General features: G+C 68.3%; 14 protein-coding genes and 1 riboswitch. Of the genes, 8 read left to right on the plus strand and 6 right to left on the minus strand.

The window, feature by feature from the left end; all coding sequences use genetic code 11:
- Positions 1-68 precede the first annotated feature (68 nt).
- Complete coding sequence (locus CFB40_RS14640) at positions 69-437, minus strand: hypothetical protein (RefSeq protein WP_089431659.1); 369 nt, start codon at positions 435-437, stop codon at positions 69-71.
- Positions 438-599: 162 nt separating this feature from the next.
- Here CFB40_RS14640 and glpD point away from each other — a divergent pair, with 162 nt between their 5' ends.
- The 3 genes from glpD to CFB40_RS14655 all read left to right on the plus strand — a co-directional run bounded on the left by glpD (position 600) and on the right by CFB40_RS14655 (position 4,530).
- The gene (gene glpD / locus CFB40_RS14645; RefSeq protein ID WP_089431660.1) at positions 600-2,123 is read left to right on the plus strand and encodes a glycerol-3-phosphate dehydrogenase; all 1,524 of its coding nucleotides are present in this window, start codon (positions 600-602) and stop codon (positions 2,121-2,123) included.
- Positions 2,124-2,229: 106 nt separating this feature from the next.
- Entirely contained in the window at positions 2,230-3,732 is a 1,503-nt protein-coding gene (gene glpK / locus CFB40_RS14650) for a glycerol kinase GlpK (protein ID WP_089431661.1), read from the plus strand.
- A gap of 81 nt (positions 3,733-3,813) precedes the next feature.
- Positions 3,814-4,530: an MIP/aquaporin family protein gene (locus CFB40_RS14655; protein ID WP_006484467.1), complete on the plus strand. Its 717-nt coding sequence runs from the start codon at positions 3,814-3,816 to the stop codon at positions 4,528-4,530.
- 95 nt (positions 4,531-4,625) lie between these two features.
- On the opposite strand, the gene CFB40_RS14660 is transcribed toward CFB40_RS14655, so the two are convergent.
- Genes CFB40_RS14660 through CFB40_RS14670 form a run of 3 tightly spaced genes read right to left on the minus strand, consistent with a single transcriptional unit; the run spans position 4,626 to position 7,299 of the window.
- On the minus strand, positions 4,626-5,867 hold the full coding sequence (locus CFB40_RS14660) for an NAD(P)/FAD-dependent oxidoreductase (RefSeq protein ID WP_089426272.1): 1,242 nt from the start codon (positions 5,865-5,867) through the stop codon (positions 4,626-4,628).
- A gap of 4 nt (positions 5,868-5,871) precedes the next feature.
- Positions 5,872-6,180: a non-heme iron oxygenase ferredoxin subunit gene (locus CFB40_RS14665; protein WP_089426273.1), complete on the minus strand. Its 309-nt coding sequence runs from the start codon at positions 6,178-6,180 to the stop codon at positions 5,872-5,874.
- Between the two features lie 36 nt (positions 6,181-6,216).
- Entirely contained in the window at positions 6,217-7,299 is a 1,083-nt protein-coding gene (locus CFB40_RS14670; protein ID WP_089426274.1) for a fatty acid desaturase family protein, read from the minus strand.
- Positions 7,300-7,471: 172 nt separating this feature from the next.
- Between CFB40_RS14670 and CFB40_RS14675 the strand changes: the two genes are divergently transcribed.
- The 5 genes from CFB40_RS14675 (at position 7,472) to CFB40_RS14695 (ending at position 12,539) form a co-directional block, all read left to right on the plus strand.
- The gene (locus CFB40_RS14675) at positions 7,472-8,536 is read left to right on the plus strand and encodes a LacI family DNA-binding transcriptional regulator (RefSeq protein ID WP_089431662.1); all 1,065 of its coding nucleotides are present in this window, start codon (positions 7,472-7,474) and stop codon (positions 8,534-8,536) included.
- 156 nt (positions 8,537-8,692) lie between these two features.
- Entirely contained in the window at positions 8,693-9,715 is a 1,023-nt protein-coding gene (locus CFB40_RS14680; protein ID WP_089431663.1) for a xylose isomerase, read from the plus strand.
- A 39-nt stretch (positions 9,716-9,754) separates the two neighbouring features.
- Complete coding sequence (locus tag CFB40_RS14685; RefSeq protein WP_089431664.1) at positions 9,755-10,582, plus strand: TIM barrel protein; 828 nt, start codon at positions 9,755-9,757, stop codon at positions 10,580-10,582.
- 71 nt (positions 10,583-10,653) lie between these two features.
- Positions 10,654-11,640 (plus strand): inositol 2-dehydrogenase, encoded by a 987-nt coding sequence (gene iolG, locus CFB40_RS14690; protein WP_089431886.1) that lies wholly within the window; start codon positions 10,654-10,656, stop codon positions 11,638-11,640.
- Between the two features lie 212 nt (positions 11,641-11,852).
- On the plus strand, positions 11,853-12,539 hold the full coding sequence (locus tag CFB40_RS14695; RefSeq protein WP_089431665.1) for an HAD family hydrolase: 687 nt from the start codon (positions 11,853-11,855) through the stop codon (positions 12,537-12,539).
- Between the two features lie 106 nt (positions 12,540-12,645).
- On the opposite strand, the gene ribB is transcribed toward CFB40_RS14695, so the two are convergent.
- Both ribB and CFB40_RS14705 read right to left on the minus strand, forming a co-directional pair.
- A complete protein-coding gene (gene ribB / locus CFB40_RS14700) occupies positions 12,646-13,356 on the minus strand; it encodes a 3,4-dihydroxy-2-butanone-4-phosphate synthase (protein ID WP_089431666.1) in 711 nt (236 codons plus the stop codon).
- A 118-nt stretch (positions 13,357-13,474) separates the two neighbouring features.
- Positions 13,475-13,623: riboswitch (FMN riboswitch) on the minus strand.
- 195 nt (positions 13,624-13,818) lie between these two features.
- A complete protein-coding gene (locus tag CFB40_RS14705) occupies positions 13,819-14,520 on the minus strand; it encodes a helix-turn-helix domain-containing protein (protein ID WP_069248802.1) in 702 nt (233 codons plus the stop codon).
- Positions 14,521-14,675: the final 155 nt, after the last annotated feature.

Consider the following 14,675-nt stretch of genomic DNA (forward strand, 5'->3'; position numbering starts at 1 on the left):
CGCGCCGCCCGGCTGCCGGGCCGCGCGGTCACCCCCGCTTCCCTCCCCCCGCCCCGCCGCAGCCTGCTTCAGCCGCCGCGCAGCGTCGGATCGACCGCCGCCCGCCAGCTGATGGCCTGCGCACGCGCGCCGTTGAAATACGCGATCCAGCCGGCACGCGCCGCCGCATCGGGCGCCGCATAGTGCGTCGAAAGTTCGTTTACGAACGCACAATAGCTCGCATCGGTCAGCCCACGATACCGTTTCGCCACGTACGCGTCATACAGCGTCGAGTAGACCGGCTGCGCGTCCGCACCCCAGTCCCGTGCCGTGCCGCCGCATGACGTCTGCAGGTCGACGAACGACGGCGTGCGCCAGTTGCCGGCGAGCGGCGGCATCCCAGCAGTGCACCCCGCCAGAAGGACGGCGCATACGCCGGCCCACATCCCAATACGCATGATTCACCTCGTGAAACGGTCGATTTCGCCAGTATCGTCCGGGATCGCGCCGCGCGCTACTGGCCCCGCTTTATCGAACTTTACTTTTTCGATTTCGTTCGTTAAATTTCGAATTCGAACATTTCCTGTTCACCCATTTCCATCAGACGATAAGGACAGCAGGTGACCCAACCGAATCGCTACGATCTGCTCGTCGTCGGCGGCGGCATCAACGGCGCGGGCATCGCGCGCGATGCGGCCGGCCGCGGCCTGTCGGTCATGCTCTGCGAGCAGGACGATCTCGCGTCGCACACGTCGTCGTCCAGCACGAAGCTGATTCACGGCGGCCTGCGCTACCTCGAGTACAACGAGTTCGGGCTCGTGCGCAAGGCGCTGCAGGAGCGCGAGACGCTGCTGCGCGCGGCGCCGCACATCATGTGGCCGCTGCGCTTCGTGATGCCGCACATGCCGAACCTGCGTCCGGCCTGGCTGATCCGCATCGGCCTGTTCCTTTACGATCACCTCGCGAAACGCGAACTGCTGCCCGGCTCGCGCGGCATCGACATGCGCCGCCATGCGGCCGGCGCGCCGCTGATCGATTCGATCAAGCGCGGCTTCGTCTATTCGGACGGCTGGGTCGACGACGCGCGCCTCGTCGTGCTGAACGCGATGGATGCGAAGGAGCGCGGCGCCCAGATCCTGACGCGCACGAAGCTGGTGTCCGCCGAACGCCGCGGCGACGAATGGGAAGCGCGACTGCAGCACGCCGACGGCTCGATCCGCGTCGTGCATGCGCGCGCGATTGCGAACGCGGCCGGCCCGTGGGTCGGCGACGTGCTGAAAGGCGCGCTCGGCCGCGGCGCGCACCACAGCGTGCGGCTCGTGAAGGGCAGCCACATCATCACGCGCCGCCTGTTCGATCACGACCACGCGTACATCTTCCAGAACCCGGACAAGCGGATCATCTTCGCGATTCCGTACGAGCACGATTTCACGCTGATCGGCACGACCGACGTCGAATACACGAACGATCCCGCGAAGGTCGCGATCGATCGCGACGAGACGCAGTACCTGTGCGATTCGATCAACCGCTACTTCAAGCGCAAGATCTCGCCGGCCGACGTGCACTGGACCTACTCGGGCGTGCGCCCGCTGCTGGAAGACGAAAACGCCGCGAACGCATCGGCCGTCACGCGCGACTACCGCCTCGAGCTGGACGACGGCGCGGGCGCCCCGCTGCTGTCGGTGTTCGGCGGCAAGATCACGACGTTCCGCAAGCTCGCGGAAGAAGCCGGCGACATGCTGTGCCGCGCACTCGGCCGCGACGCGAAGACCTGGACGGCCGGCGTCGCGCTGCCGGGCGGCGACATCGCGAACGCGAAGTTCGACGCATTCGCCGATACGTTCGCCAAACGCCATGCGTGGCTGCCCGCCGCGCTCGCCCGCCGCTATGCCCGTGCATACGGCACGCGCGCGGAACGCGTGATCGACGGCGCGAAGTCGCTCGCCGATCTCGGCACCGAAATCGCACCGGGCATCTACGACGCCGAACTGCGCTACCTGCGCGACGCCGAATGGGCGACCTGCGCGCAGGACGTGCTGTGGCGCCGCTCGAAGCTCGGCCTGCACGTCGCGCCCGGCACGCTCGACGCGGTGACCGCCGCGGTCGACGCGTGGTTCGCCGCCGCGCACGCGCCGCACGCCTGACCGGAATGCAGTTGCAGTTGCTTGACCGACGTTGACTCACCGACGCGCCGCCCCACATGCGGCGCGCATCACAACTAAGCCAAATCCACGGATGGAGATGAGAGACATGCAGGATCAGTACATCCTCGCGCTTGACCAGGGCACCACGAGTTCCCGCGCGATGCTGTTCGATCGCCAGGGCAATATCGTTTCGATCGCCCAGAAGGAATTCGAGCAGATCTACCCGCAACCCGGCTGGGTCGAGCACGATCCGCAGGAAATCTGGTCGACGCAAGCCGGCGTCGCCGCCGAAGCCGTCACGCGCACGGGCCTGAACGGCACGTCGATCGCCGCGATCGGCATCACCAACCAGCGCGAAACCACGATCGTCTGGGATCGCGAGACGGGCCAGCCCGTCTACAACGCGATCGTCTGGCAGGATCGCCGCACGGCCGACTTCTGCGATTCGCTGAAGGCCCAGGGCTTCGAGGCGAAGGTGCGCGCGAAGACCGGCCTGCCGATCGATTCGTACTTCTCCGGGACCAAGATCCGCTGGATTCTCGACAACGTGCCGGGCGCACGCGAGAAGGCCAAGCAGGGCAAGCTCGCGTTCGGCACCGTCGACAGCTGGCTCGTGTGGAACTTCACGAAGCACGAACTGCACGTGACCGACGTGACGAACGCGTCGCGCACGATGCTGTTCAACATCCACACGCGCGAGTGGGACAACGAACTGCTCGACATGCTCGACATCCCGCGCAGCATGCTGCCGGAAGTGAAGGCATCGTCGGAAATCTACGGCCACACGAAGACCACCGTGTTCGCATCGAAGATCCCGCTCGCGGGCATCGCAGGCGACCAGCACGCGGCGCTGTTCGGCCAGATGTGCACGACGTCGGGCATGGTGAAGAACACCTACGGCACCGGCTGCTTCCTGATGATGAACACCGGCGACAAGCCGATCGAGTCGAAGAACAACCTCGTCACGACCATCGCCTGGCAGATCGGCGACGACGTGCAGTACGCGCTCGAAGGCAGCATCTTCATCGCGGGCGCGGTGGTGCAGTGGCTGCGCGACGGCGTCGGCATCATCAAGTCGGCCGCTGAAATCGAAGCGCTCGCCGCGAGCGTGCCGCACACCGACGGCGTCTACCTGGTGCCCGCGTTCGCCGGCCTCGGCGCACCGCACTGGAACGCGCGGGCGCGCGGCTCGGTGTTCGGCGTCACGCGCGGCACGACCTCCGCGCACCTCGCACGTGCGGCGCTCGATTCGATCGCGTACCAGTCGCTCGACGTGCTGGCCGCGATGGAAGCCGATTCGGGCATCAGCATCGGCGAGCTGCGCGTGGACGGCGGCGCGAGCGCGAACGACCTGCTGATGCAGTTCCAGGCGGACCTGCTCGGCGTCGACGCGGTGCGTCCGCAGATCACCGAGACGACCGCGCTCGGCGCGGCCTACCTCGCGGGCCTCGCGATCGGCTACTGGAAGAACCTCGACGAAGTGCGCGACCAGTGGCAGCTCGATCGCCGCTTCTCGCCGTCGATGCCGAAGGAGCACGTCGAACGCTGCATGTCGGGCTGGCAGCGTGCGGTGCGTGCCGCGAAGGCATGGGCCGACGACGCGCAGTAACCGTCAGGCATCCGGACGAAATACAACAACACCGGCGGACCGTGCACTGCGCGAGTCCGCCGTGATTCAAGAGAGACAAACATGTCACCTTATATTGCGGAATTCATCGGCACAGCGATCCTCGTGCTGCTCGGCAACGGCGCGGTCGCCAACGTGCTGCTTGCAAAGACCAAGGGCAAAGGCGCGGACCTGATCGTGATCGTGATGGGCTGGGCGATGGCCGTGTTCGTCGCCGTCTACGTGACCGCGTCGTTCAGCGGCGCGCACCTGAACCCGATCGTTACCATCAGTCTCGCGCTCGCGGGCAAGTTCGCGTGGTCGAAAGTCGGCGGCTACGTCCTCGCGCAGATGCTCGGCGGGATGGCCGGCGCGCTGCTCGTGTGGCTCGCCTATCGCCAGCACTTCGCGAAGGAAGCCGATGCGGACCTGAAGCTCGCGGTGTTCTGCACGGCGCCCGCGATCCGCAGCGTCACGCACAACGTGCTGACCGAAGCGATCTGCACGTTCGTGCTGATCCTCGGCGTGCTGTACCTCGCGTCGCCGCAAGTCGGCCTCGGCGCGCTCGACGCACTGCCCGTCGGCCTGCTCGTGCTCGGCATCGGCATCTCGCTCGGCGGCCCGACCGGCTATGCGATGAGCCCCGCGCGCGACCTGTCGCCGCGCATCATGCACGCGCTGCTGCCGATCCCCGGCAAGCGCGACAGCGACTGGCGCTATGCATGGGTGCCCGTCGTCGGTCCGCTGCTCGGCGGCGCCGCGGCGGCCGGCCTGTACCTGCACCTGCATACGACGATCTGATCGTGGCTTGACCGAAACGCGCGGCGGTCCTCGCCGCGCGTTTTGCTTTCCTTCCTTCGTTCGCCTTCCCTCGCGCTTCGTTTCCGCTACCGGCCTCACTCGGCCGATACCAGCGACTTCAGCTTCACCCCCGTATCCGCGACAGCCAACGGGCTCACGTCGCTCCCGCGCTCGACCAGCATTCTCGCCACCCGCATGTCCTTGACGAACCCCGACGCGCGGCCGAAACCGCTTGCGGCGACGAGCCGCGCTCCGGCATCGAAATGGAAATGGATTTCCGCGTCGTCGCCGAGCACGCGCGCGACCGATCGCTCGCCAAGCGCCGGCTCTCCAGCCACCTGCAACTGCGCGTCGTATTGATCCGACCAGAACCACGGTGTCTCGCGATACGGCTCGTCGGCGCCGAGCATGTTGCGCGCGGCGACGCGTGCCTGGGTCTCGGCGCCGTGCCAGGTTTCCTGCCGGACCGGCCGGCCCGACAACGCACTCGGGAACACCGCCACGTCGCCCGCTGCGTAGATGCCGCGCGCCGACGTCTCGAGCCGCTCGTTCACGACGATGCCGCGCTCGACGGCGAGGCCCGCCTCACGCGCCAGCTCGTCGGCCGGCTCGATGCCGATGCCGGCGACGACCGTGTCGGCGATCAGCGTGTCGCCGTCGTCGAGCACGACGGCCAGCGCGCCGCCCGCCGTCCGCTCGATCGCAACCGGCTTCCGCTTCACGCGAATGGCCACGCCCTGCCGTTCGTGAAGCGCGTGCACGCGCGCCGCGATCGCCTCCGGCACCGCACGCCCGAGCAGGCGCGGCGCCGCATCGAGCACCGTCACGCGGCACCCGCGCAGTCGCGCCGACGCCGCGACTTCGAGGCCGATGAAACCGCCGCCGATCAGCACGACCCGTGCATCGGGCACGAGCCGCGTGCCGAGCGCCGCCGCGTCGTCGAGCGTGCGCAATGCAAACACCCCGTCTAACGTCGCACCTGGAATCGTCAAGCGACGCGCGCGGCCGCCGGTCGCGAGCAGCAGCGCGTCGTAGCCGGACACGCGGCCATCCGACAGGCGCACTTCGCGTGCGTCCGGATCGATACGCTCGACCGTCGCGACGACCGGCTCGATGTGATCGGCCGCCCACGCTTCCGGATCGCGCAACCGGCACTGCGCCGCGCTGCGTTCGCCGGTCAGCACGCCCTTCGACAACGGCGGCCGCTCGTACGGCAGGTGCGCCTCCGCGCCGATCAGCACGATCCGCCCGCCCCAGCCGGATTCGCGCAGCACCTGCGCCGCGCGGCCGCCCGCGTGGCCCGCGCCGACGATCGCCATCACCCGGTCGCTCGTCATCGCGTTACACCTCGATCAGGATGCGGCCGTTGTCGATCTTCGCGCGGTACGTGCGCAGCTTCTCGCAGGCGGGCGCGGACAGCGGCCGGCCGTCGCGCACGTCGAAGCGCCCGTTGTGCTTCGGGCATTCGATCACGTGGTCGATCACGAGCCCGTCCGCGAGATGTACTTGCTCGTGCGTGCACAGGCCGTCGCTTGCATAGACTTCGCCGTCGATGCGGTAGATCGCGTACGTGTGGCCGGCATGGTCGAAGCGCGCGACGTCTTCGTCGTCGATGTCGTCGAGCGCGCCGGTGTCGATCCATTGCGTCATGTTGCATGTCTCCTGGGTTGGAAGGTTCGATGTCGGTCACGCGCGCGCGGCATCCGGCACGGGCCGCACGACGTAATCGGTCGGGTCGCGCGTCTGCCTGACCAGCGCCGGCACGATCTCCGCATACGCGTCCAGCGTGCTGCGGTACGGCGGCGGCATGTCGGCCTTCACCGCCTCGTGCAGCTTCGGCAGCGCGTGGAACGGCACCATCGGGAACATGTGGTGCTCGACGTGGTAGTTCATGTTCCAGTACAGGAAGCGGAACACCGGATTCATCATCACGGTCCGGCAGTTGCGCCGGTGATCGAGCACGTTCTCGGGCATGCCCGCGTGCTGCGTGAGGCCGAAATACAGGTACAGCCACGCGCCGTAGAGGCTCGGCAGCCCGATGTAGAGCAGCGGCAGGATCGTGTGCCAGTAGAGCGAAGCACCGGTCACGAGTGCGTACACCGCGAGATGGAGGCGAGACTCGCGCACCACCTTCGGCCGTTCCGATTCGGGCACGTAGGTGCGCTCCTCGTCGTCGAGCCGTCCGGTGAAGGCCGTCACAATCATCTTGCGCAGCTCGCCGGCCACGTGCTTCAGCGCGACGATGTTCAGCGCGAGCGAGGCCCAGTCGGTCGGCTTCGGCGCGGCGATTTCCGGATCGCGCCCGACGACCAGCGTATCGGTGTGATGACGTGCATGGCTCCAGCGCCACGCCGTCGCGCGGCGGAACACCTGGAACGACGCGACCTGGTACAGCACGTCGTTCATCCAGCGCGTGCGGAACGCGGTGCCGTGCCCGCATTCGTGCCAGCGCGAGTCGGCCGGGCTGCAGTAGAGCGTGCCGTACACGAAGAACGCGGGAATCGCCCACGCCGAATGTGCGCGCCACGCCAGCCATGCGAGCCCCCCGCTGATCGCGATCGCCGCGTACCAGATCAGCGTGTCGCGGATCGCGCGCGCGTTGCCGCGCTGCATCAGCTGCTTCATCAGCGGCCGCGGCACCGGGCATCGATACCACTCCGCGTTGGCGAGCCCGGCCGCCTGCGCGCGCTCGCCGGCGCCGCCGATCATCCGGTAGGCCTGACGGCGCGCCACCGTGCGGTCGTGCGCCTGGTCGTCGATATGAGCCACGTGCGTCTCCTGGATTCCTTGTTCGTAGGAAGCGCGGCAAGCGCTTCGGCATGGAATCAAAATTAGGCCCGCGGCCTCCCTCGCTCAATCGAAACGTTGACGAAATTTCGCCATCGCTTTAGCGTTCCCCGCATTGCCACGTCTCGATGGCGACCCCACGATGGAGACATCCATGGCAGGCGAATCCGGGCCGCGCTGGCGCAAGCGCACCGCACGCTTCGACGAGATCGCGGCGCTTGCCGGCGTCAGCACGACCACCGTCGACCGCGTGCTGAACGAGCGCGGCAGCGTCTCGGCGCAGGCGCGCGAACGCGTGGTGGCGGCCGCGCGGCAGCTTGGCGTGCCGCGTCAGTTGCCCGACACGCGGCACGGGCTGCTCCACGTCGACGTGCTGCTGCCGGACACCGACGCGGCTTTCTTCAAGCGGCTGCAGCTGGCGCTGCAGCGCTCGCTGCAGATGCTCGACCGGCGCGTGGTCGTGCACCGGACGATCCTGCCCGCCGCCGACGACGAGCGGGCCGCCGCGCTGATCGAACGGCCCGCCTACCGGCGCGCGGCGCTGATCGTCACGGCGCGCGACACGAGCCGCGTGCGCGACGCGCTGGCCGGCGCGATCGCGCGCGGCGAGACCGTCGTCACGATGGTCACCGACATCGGCGGCATCGACCGCGCGCACTTCGCCGGCATCGACAACTACCGGGCCGGGCGCACGGCCGGCTATTACATCGGCCGCCTGGCGGCACGCCCCGGCCGCGTGCTGCTGCTCGGCGGGCGCATGGGCTACCGCGCGCACGCCGACCGGATGGCCGGCTGCCGCGACCAGCTCGCCGAAGCGTTCGCCGCCGTCCGCTGCGACGCCGAGCCGGTCGAGACGCTCGACCAGGACGACCGCTGCTACCGCGCGGTGACGAAGACGCTGCATGCGCACGACGACGTGGTCGCGATCTACAACAGCGGCGCCGGCTCGGCCGGCATCGAAGCGGCGCTGCGCAAGGCCGGCGCGGCCGGCCGCGTCGTGTGGATCGGCCACGAGATGATCGACCTGCACCGCACCTTCATCGAATCCGGCGCGATGGATCTCGCGATCGACCAGGATCCGGACGGCCAGGTGATTTCCGCACTGCAGCACGTGCTGCATGCGTGCGGGATCGTCGAACAGCCGCCACCGGCCGATCCGGTCGAATTCCGCGTGTTCTGTCCGGCAAACGTGCGGACGAGCGCGTACCTGCCGGCCTGAATTCGAACGCCCGGCCCACCGTCTGTCGCGCCGCATGCGCGTTGCGAAAATATCGACTGCCGCATTGGCGATTTTTCGCCAACGTTTGTCATGCAGCCCGCGCCGCGCCTCCGTACATTGGGCAGCCCATCCCATGACAATGGCGGACAGGAGACGATGGCTGAACCGATCCTCATCGGCGTGAACCTCGACGGCGTGCTCGAACACGACGGCCTGCCGTTGCCCGCGCCCGCCGAACGCTTCCGGATGGTCGCCGGCGCCGGTGTGTTCGACTACGTCGAAAAGAATCCGGCGCGCGGCGAAGACCTGTCGCCGTATTTCGCGCTGGTCGAACGCCATGCGCTGCCGATTCGCGTGATCGGTGGCATCTGGTGCGCGGGCCGTGACGAAGCGCACGTCGCCGAGATCGTCGACGCGGGCGCGCGCTTCGGCAGCACGGTGCTCAACTGTCAGCTGCATGCGCGTCACGCGAGCGGCCATCCGCTGTCCGATCGCGAGGTCGCCGATTTCTACCTGCGGACCTACGAGCGCGGCGAGCCGGCCGGCTGCCTGCCGAGCCTCGAAGTGCACGTCGACATGTGGAGCGAGGATTTCACGCGCATCGCACGCGTCGCACGGCTTGTCGAGCAGGCCGGCGTGCCGTTCCGGATCACGCTCGATCATTCGCACCTGCTGTTCAAGATCGGCAACCACACCGAACTCGATGCATCGGGCATCCGCGACGCGGCCGACGGCGGCCGGCGGTTGCTCGACCCTGCATCGCCCGACGCCCTCTACGCCGACTGGATCGCGTGCGGCTGGGTCCGGCATGCGCATGCCCGCAGCGTGATGCCGAATAATCCGGACAACGCGTGGATGCGCCGCGCCGACGGCAGGCCCGGGCGCGGGATCCAGTATCCGTTCGTCGCGCCGGCACCGGGCACCTATCACGGCGCATGGCGCGCTGAGGCACTCGACACGTGGAAGGCCGCGCTTCGGCAGTTGCTGCACGCGCAGGCCCACGCACAGCCGGCGCGCGTCGAGCAGATCAGTTGCGAATTCATCCCGTTTCCCGACTACGGCGGCGGCGCGCGCTATTCGATCTTCGACAACAACGTCGCATGCGCGCACTGGCTGCGCGACACGTGGCGTGCCCTCGCCGCGCCGCCGGCAACCGACGTCGCACACACCGGCACCTGATTCGCCCCCCGCCCCCACTCGAGACCCAAGGACAGAACGATGACGCAAGCCTTCCATTTTTCGCTGAACCGGATGAGCGCCCCGCGCTTGCCGTTCGACCGTTACGTCGCGCTGTGCCAGCGCCTCGGCGTCGACACGATCGAGATCCGCAACGATCTCGACGGCGTCGAGATTGCCGACGGCACGCCGGCCGCCACCGTGCGCGCAACGGCCGAAGCCGGCGGCGTGACGATCCTGACGATCAACGCGCTGCAGCGCTTCGAGCAATGGAACGCCGAGCGCGCGGACGAGGCGACCGTGCTGGCCGACTACGCGGCGCAATGCGGCGCGCGTGCGCTGGTGCTGTGCCCGACCAACAGCCGCGGCGACACGCGCAGCGCGGACGTGCGCCACGCGGATCTCGTGAAGGCGCTGAAGGCGCTCAAGCCGATCCTCGACGCGCGCGGCCTGCTCGGCTTCATCGAGCCGCTCGGCTTCGAGGAATGCGCGCTGCGCCGCAAGTCGGATGCGGTGAAAGGCATCTACGACGCGGCGGGCGAACAGGTGTTCCGGCTCGTGCACGACACGTTCCACCATCACCTGTCGGGCGAGGACATCTTCTTCCCGAACCTGACCGGCCTCGTGCACGTCTCTGGCGTCGAAGAGGACGACCTGCCGGTCGACCGGATGCGCGACGGCCATCGCGTGCTGGTCGGCGGCGCCGACCGGCTCGGCAATATCCGGCAACTGCGCCAACTGCTCGCGCGCGGCTACCGTGGCGCGTTCTCGTTCGAGCCGTTCGCGCACGAAATCGCCGAAGCCGACGACATCGAGGACCGGCTGCGAGCGAGCATCGACTACGTGCGCGGCGAACTGGCGAATCAATGAGCGCCGCCACGGTGCACGGCCAACTGCAGCCGCGCACCGGCGCATATTCACGAAATCAACAGGAGAACGGAATGATCGAATTCGCGTTGTTCGGCGCGGGACGGATCGGCAAGATCCATGCGGCGAATCTCGCGCGCCATCCGGGCGCGAAGCTGAAATACGTCATCGACCGGCATGCGCCGTCGGCCGAAGCGCTGGCCCACGCGCACGGCGCGCAGGTGGCCGACATCGAGCGCGCACTCGGCGATCCGGCTGTCCGGGCGGTCGTGATCGCGTCGAGCACCGACACGCATGCGGACCTGATCGTCGCGGCCGCGAATGCGGGCAAGGCCCTATTCTGCGAGAAGCCCGTCGACCTGAACGTCGAGCGCTCGCGTGCGTGCGCGGACGCCGTCCGGCGCAGCGGCGTGACCTGCATGATCGGCTTCCAGCGCCGCTTCGACCCGACGTTCGCCGCGCTGAAGGCGCGCGTCGAGCGCGGCGAGATCGGCGCGCCGGAAATGCTGGTCGTCACGAGCCGCGACCCGGGCGCACCGCCCGTCGACTACATCCGCAGTTCGGGCGGCATCTTCAAGGACATGCTGATCCACGACTTCGACGTGTTCCGCTGGATTCTCGGCGACGAAGCGCAGACGCTGCACGCGACCGGCAGTTGCCTGACCGATCCGGCCGTGCACGACGCGGGCGACATCGATTCGACGGCCGTGACGATCCGCACGCGACGCGGGCTGCTGTGCCAGATCAACACGTCGCGGCGTGCCGCGTACGGTTACGACCAGCGTTTCGAGCTGCTCGGCAGCACCGGAATGCTGCAGGCCGGCAACGTGCGGCCGACCGAGGTGAGCGCGTGGCTCGCGGCCGGCATCGCGACGGATGTGCCGGAGCCGTTCTTTCTCGAACGCTACCGGCACGCGTATGCGGCCGAGATCGCGCACTTCGTCGATGCGCTGCGCGACGGCACGCCGGTCCGCACGACGATCGACGACGGGCTCGCCGCGCTCGAACTGGCCGAGGCCGCGATGACTTCGTGGAAAACGGGGCGCGTAATCGAGCTGTGACGTCACGGGCGACAAGCGGTGACAAGCGGTGACAGGCGGCGGCGAACCGCGCAAGCGGGCCGCCGCCGGACGATCGGCAACCCACCCGGGCGAGACGCAGTCAGCGCGCGACCGCGTCGGGAAAATTTGCCGAAGCGTCGCGCGGCGTGTGCGTGAATGCACGTATGATGGCGAATTGATCTGTGTCGCCGACATCCCGCTTTTTCACCACCATGCTCGATCACCTCATCTGCGACTGCGACGGCGTGCTCGTCGACAGCGAAATCATTGCCGACCGCGTCCTGCTCGACACGCTGTCCGCCACGTTCCCGAATCTCGATTTCGAAGCCGCCGCCAAGTCGGCGTTCGGCCAGCAGACGTCGCGCTTCCTGGCGGGAATCGAATCCCGCTTCGGGATCGAGATGCCGGCCAACTTCATCGAGACCATCGAGCACAACATCGAGCGCGCGCTGGCGCAATCGCTCGCGCCGATCTCCGGCGTGCGCGATGCGCTGCTGAAGGTGAGCCTGCCGGCGGCCGTCGTGTCGAACAGCCGGCTCGCACGCGTGCGCAGCTCGCTGAAGCGCGCGGCGCTCACCGAGATCTTCGGCGATCGCGTGTTCAGCTCCGAGCAGGTGGCGCGGCCGAAGCCCTACCCCGACGTCTACCTGCATGCGGCGCACACGCTCGGCGTCGCGCCGGAGCGCTGCATCGTCGTCGAGGACAGCGTGTCGGGGCTGAATGCCGCGCGGGCGGCAGGCATGAAGACGATCGCATTCGTCGGCGCGAGCCACATCCCCGACAACTACGCGGACGCGCTGCGCGCGATGGGCATCACGCGAATCATGCGCAAGATGGACGAACTGCCGGCGCTCGTCGAAGCCGGCATGCGCGGCGAATTCGGAGACGTACAGTCCTGATGGTCGTGCCGGCCCGATCAGGCTGATCGGGCCGATCCGGCGTGCACCGGTTCACGCACGCCGTGCAACGGGCGCGCAAACGCGCCCGCCTTCCCCTTCACAGCACTCAGGCCGGTTCGCAGCAGCGCTCGCGCGCGGCGGCCAGCGCCTCGCGAAACTCGACGAGTTCCGCGATCGTCAGCATCGGCAACCCGTGCTGTTGCGCGAAACGTTCGACATCGTCGCCGCGCGTCATCGTGCCATCCGGATTCATCAGCTCGCACAGCACGCCGGCCGGCTTCAGGCCCGCGAGGATCGACAGGTCGACCGTGCCTTCGGTGTGACCGCGACGCGCCAGCACGCCGCCCGGTTGCGCACGCAACGGAAACACGTGGCCCGGGCGCACGATGTCGTGCGGCGTCGCGCCTTCTGCGATCGCCGCGCGAATCGTCGTCACGCGATCGGCCGCCGATACGCCCGTATGCACGCCTTCGCGCGCCTCGATCGACACGGTGAACGCGGTGCCGTTGCGGCTCTCGTTGGTCTGCACCATCGGCGGCAGCTCGAGCGCACGCACGGTGTCGTCGGTCAGACACAGGCACACGATGCCGCTGCATTCGCGGATCAGCAGCGCCATCGTCTCGGGCGTGATGCGCTCGGCGGCAACGATCAGGTCGGCTTCGTTCTCGCGGTCGTGGTCGTCCTGCAGCACCACGGCACGGCCGGCGCGCATCGCTTCGAGCGCGGCGGCGATGCGCGGCGGCACCGGTTCGGAATCCAGCAACGGGAGATCGGCAAAGGCGTCGGCGGGGGCCGACGAAACGGACATCAAGGACATGTGAAACGCTCCTCGCAAATACGATTTGGGCGAAAAACGTTTCAGGGCATTGCAAACAGACAGAACGACAACCCGCTTCGCACACACGGCGAAGCGGCCCTGACGGACATGACTATCTGCACATCTTCTCTCATCCGGACTATGACCGTCGGCTCTGGCATTCGACCAGATCTGCTGACCCCGCGCGGATGCGCGGGCGCTCGCGGGCTCGCCGGCTTACGCCAGCCTACCGCCGGTGGGGAATTGCACCCCGCCCTGAAGACGCACTGATTTGCCGGATGGGCCAACCCCATCGACGGCGGGCCAAGCATACAACAGCTGCGCGCTCGGCGCAGCGGACACGGCCTAAAACCTTACTGACGACTCCGTCTAACGGCATCGTCCAAACGGCCGACGGCCGACCCGCGTTCTCGTCCGAACGGCGAGCACGCGAGCCGCTTCCGTGCGGCCTGCGTTGCGCGGTCAGCCGGCCGCGTGCGCGGCATGTGCCGCGTGCGCCGCATCGGGCACGAGCCAGCGCGGCGGCACCTCGGGACTCACCGTCACGCGAAATGCACGCGCTTCGCTGTCGCCCGGGTTGCGCAGGCTGTACGGCTGGTCGGCATCGAACACGATCGCGTCGCCGGTCGCGAGCAACTGGCGGCGGTCGTGCACGCTGACTTCGAGCGTGCCCTCGCTGACGACGAGGTTGACCGTCGTGCCGGGCGCGCGGCGGGCGCCGGGCTCCGTATGCAGCGGCGCGATCCGCAGCTCGTGGAACTCGGCCGCGGCCGGCTCGCCTTCCGGGTACAGCGCGCGTGCCGAGAAGCGGCCGTTCGAGCTGACGACCCGCGACGCACGCTCGGCCGCCAGATGCTCGAAGCCGTTCACGGCATGGCGGCGCAGGAAGGCGGCGACCGATACCTTCAGCGCCGCGGCGATCTTGCAGAGCACCTTGATCGACGGCACGCTGCGCGCCGACTCGATCTGCGCGAGCATCGCGCGCGACACGCCGGACAGCCGCGCGAGCGCATCGAGCGACAATTGCCGCTCGGCACGCAACCGCGCGAGGTTCACGCCAACGACCTGTTCGAGCACGTCGAGCGACGCGGACGCCCGCGCATCGGCGGCGTTGCCGGATTCGAAGGAAGACACGTCGCGCACGAGCGCCAGGGATGAAGACATAGCATTGCCTCCGGGCCGCGGTGCAGCCCTGCGAATGGGGTAAGCCGGGATCGGAATCGGGTTGCGCCAGCAACGGCGCGTATCGAGACGCTATCACCCGGTCTTGCACCGGCAAACGAAGTTATCTTCACACCGTTATCAGCATCGCGGAGGAA

Origin of the sequence: Burkholderia sp. AU31652 (genome assembly GCF_002223155.1) — a bacterium.
Classification (GTDB): Bacteria; Pseudomonadota; Gammaproteobacteria; order Burkholderiales; family Burkholderiaceae; genus Burkholderia.

Bases quoted from the DNA above. Each gene is read 5' to 3' on its own strand.
- CFB40_RS14640 (WP_089431659.1), bottom strand. From the start codon at position 437: ATGCGTATTGGGATGTGGGCCGGCGTATGCGCCGTCCTTCTGGCGGGG.
- glpK (WP_089431661.1), top strand. From the start codon at position 2,230: ATGCAGGATCAGTACATCCTCGCGCTTGACCAGGGCACCACGAGTTCC.
- CFB40_RS14655 (WP_006484467.1), top strand. From the start codon at position 3,814: ATGTCACCTTATATTGCGGAATTCATCGGCACAGCGATCCTCGTGCTG.
- CFB40_RS14660 (WP_089426272.1), bottom strand. From the start codon at position 5,867: ATGACGAGCGACCGGGTGATGGCGATCGTCGGCGCGGGCCACGCGGGC.
- CFB40_RS14665 (WP_089426273.1), bottom strand. From the start codon at position 6,180: ATGACGCAATGGATCGACACCGGCGCGCTCGACGACATCGACGACGAA.
- CFB40_RS14675 (WP_089431662.1), top strand. From the start codon at position 7,472: ATGGCAGGCGAATCCGGGCCGCGCTGGCGCAAGCGCACCGCACGCTTC.
- CFB40_RS14680 (WP_089431663.1), top strand. From the start codon at position 8,693: ATGGCTGAACCGATCCTCATCGGCGTGAACCTCGACGGCGTGCTCGAA.
- CFB40_RS14685 (WP_089431664.1), top strand. From the start codon at position 9,755: ATGACGCAAGCCTTCCATTTTTCGCTGAACCGGATGAGCGCCCCGCGC.
- iolG (WP_089431886.1), top strand. From the start codon at position 10,654: ATGATCGAATTCGCGTTGTTCGGCGCGGGACGGATCGGCAAGATCCAT.
- CFB40_RS14695 (WP_089431665.1), top strand. From the start codon at position 11,853: ATGCTCGATCACCTCATCTGCGACTGCGACGGCGTGCTCGTCGACAGC.
- ribB (WP_089431666.1), bottom strand. From the start codon at position 13,356: ATGTCCTTGATGTCCGTTTCGTCGGCCCCCGCCGACGCCTTTGCCGAT.
- CFB40_RS14705 (WP_069248802.1), bottom strand. From the start codon at position 14,520: ATGTCTTCATCCCTGGCGCTCGTGCGCGACGTGTCTTCCTTCGAATCC.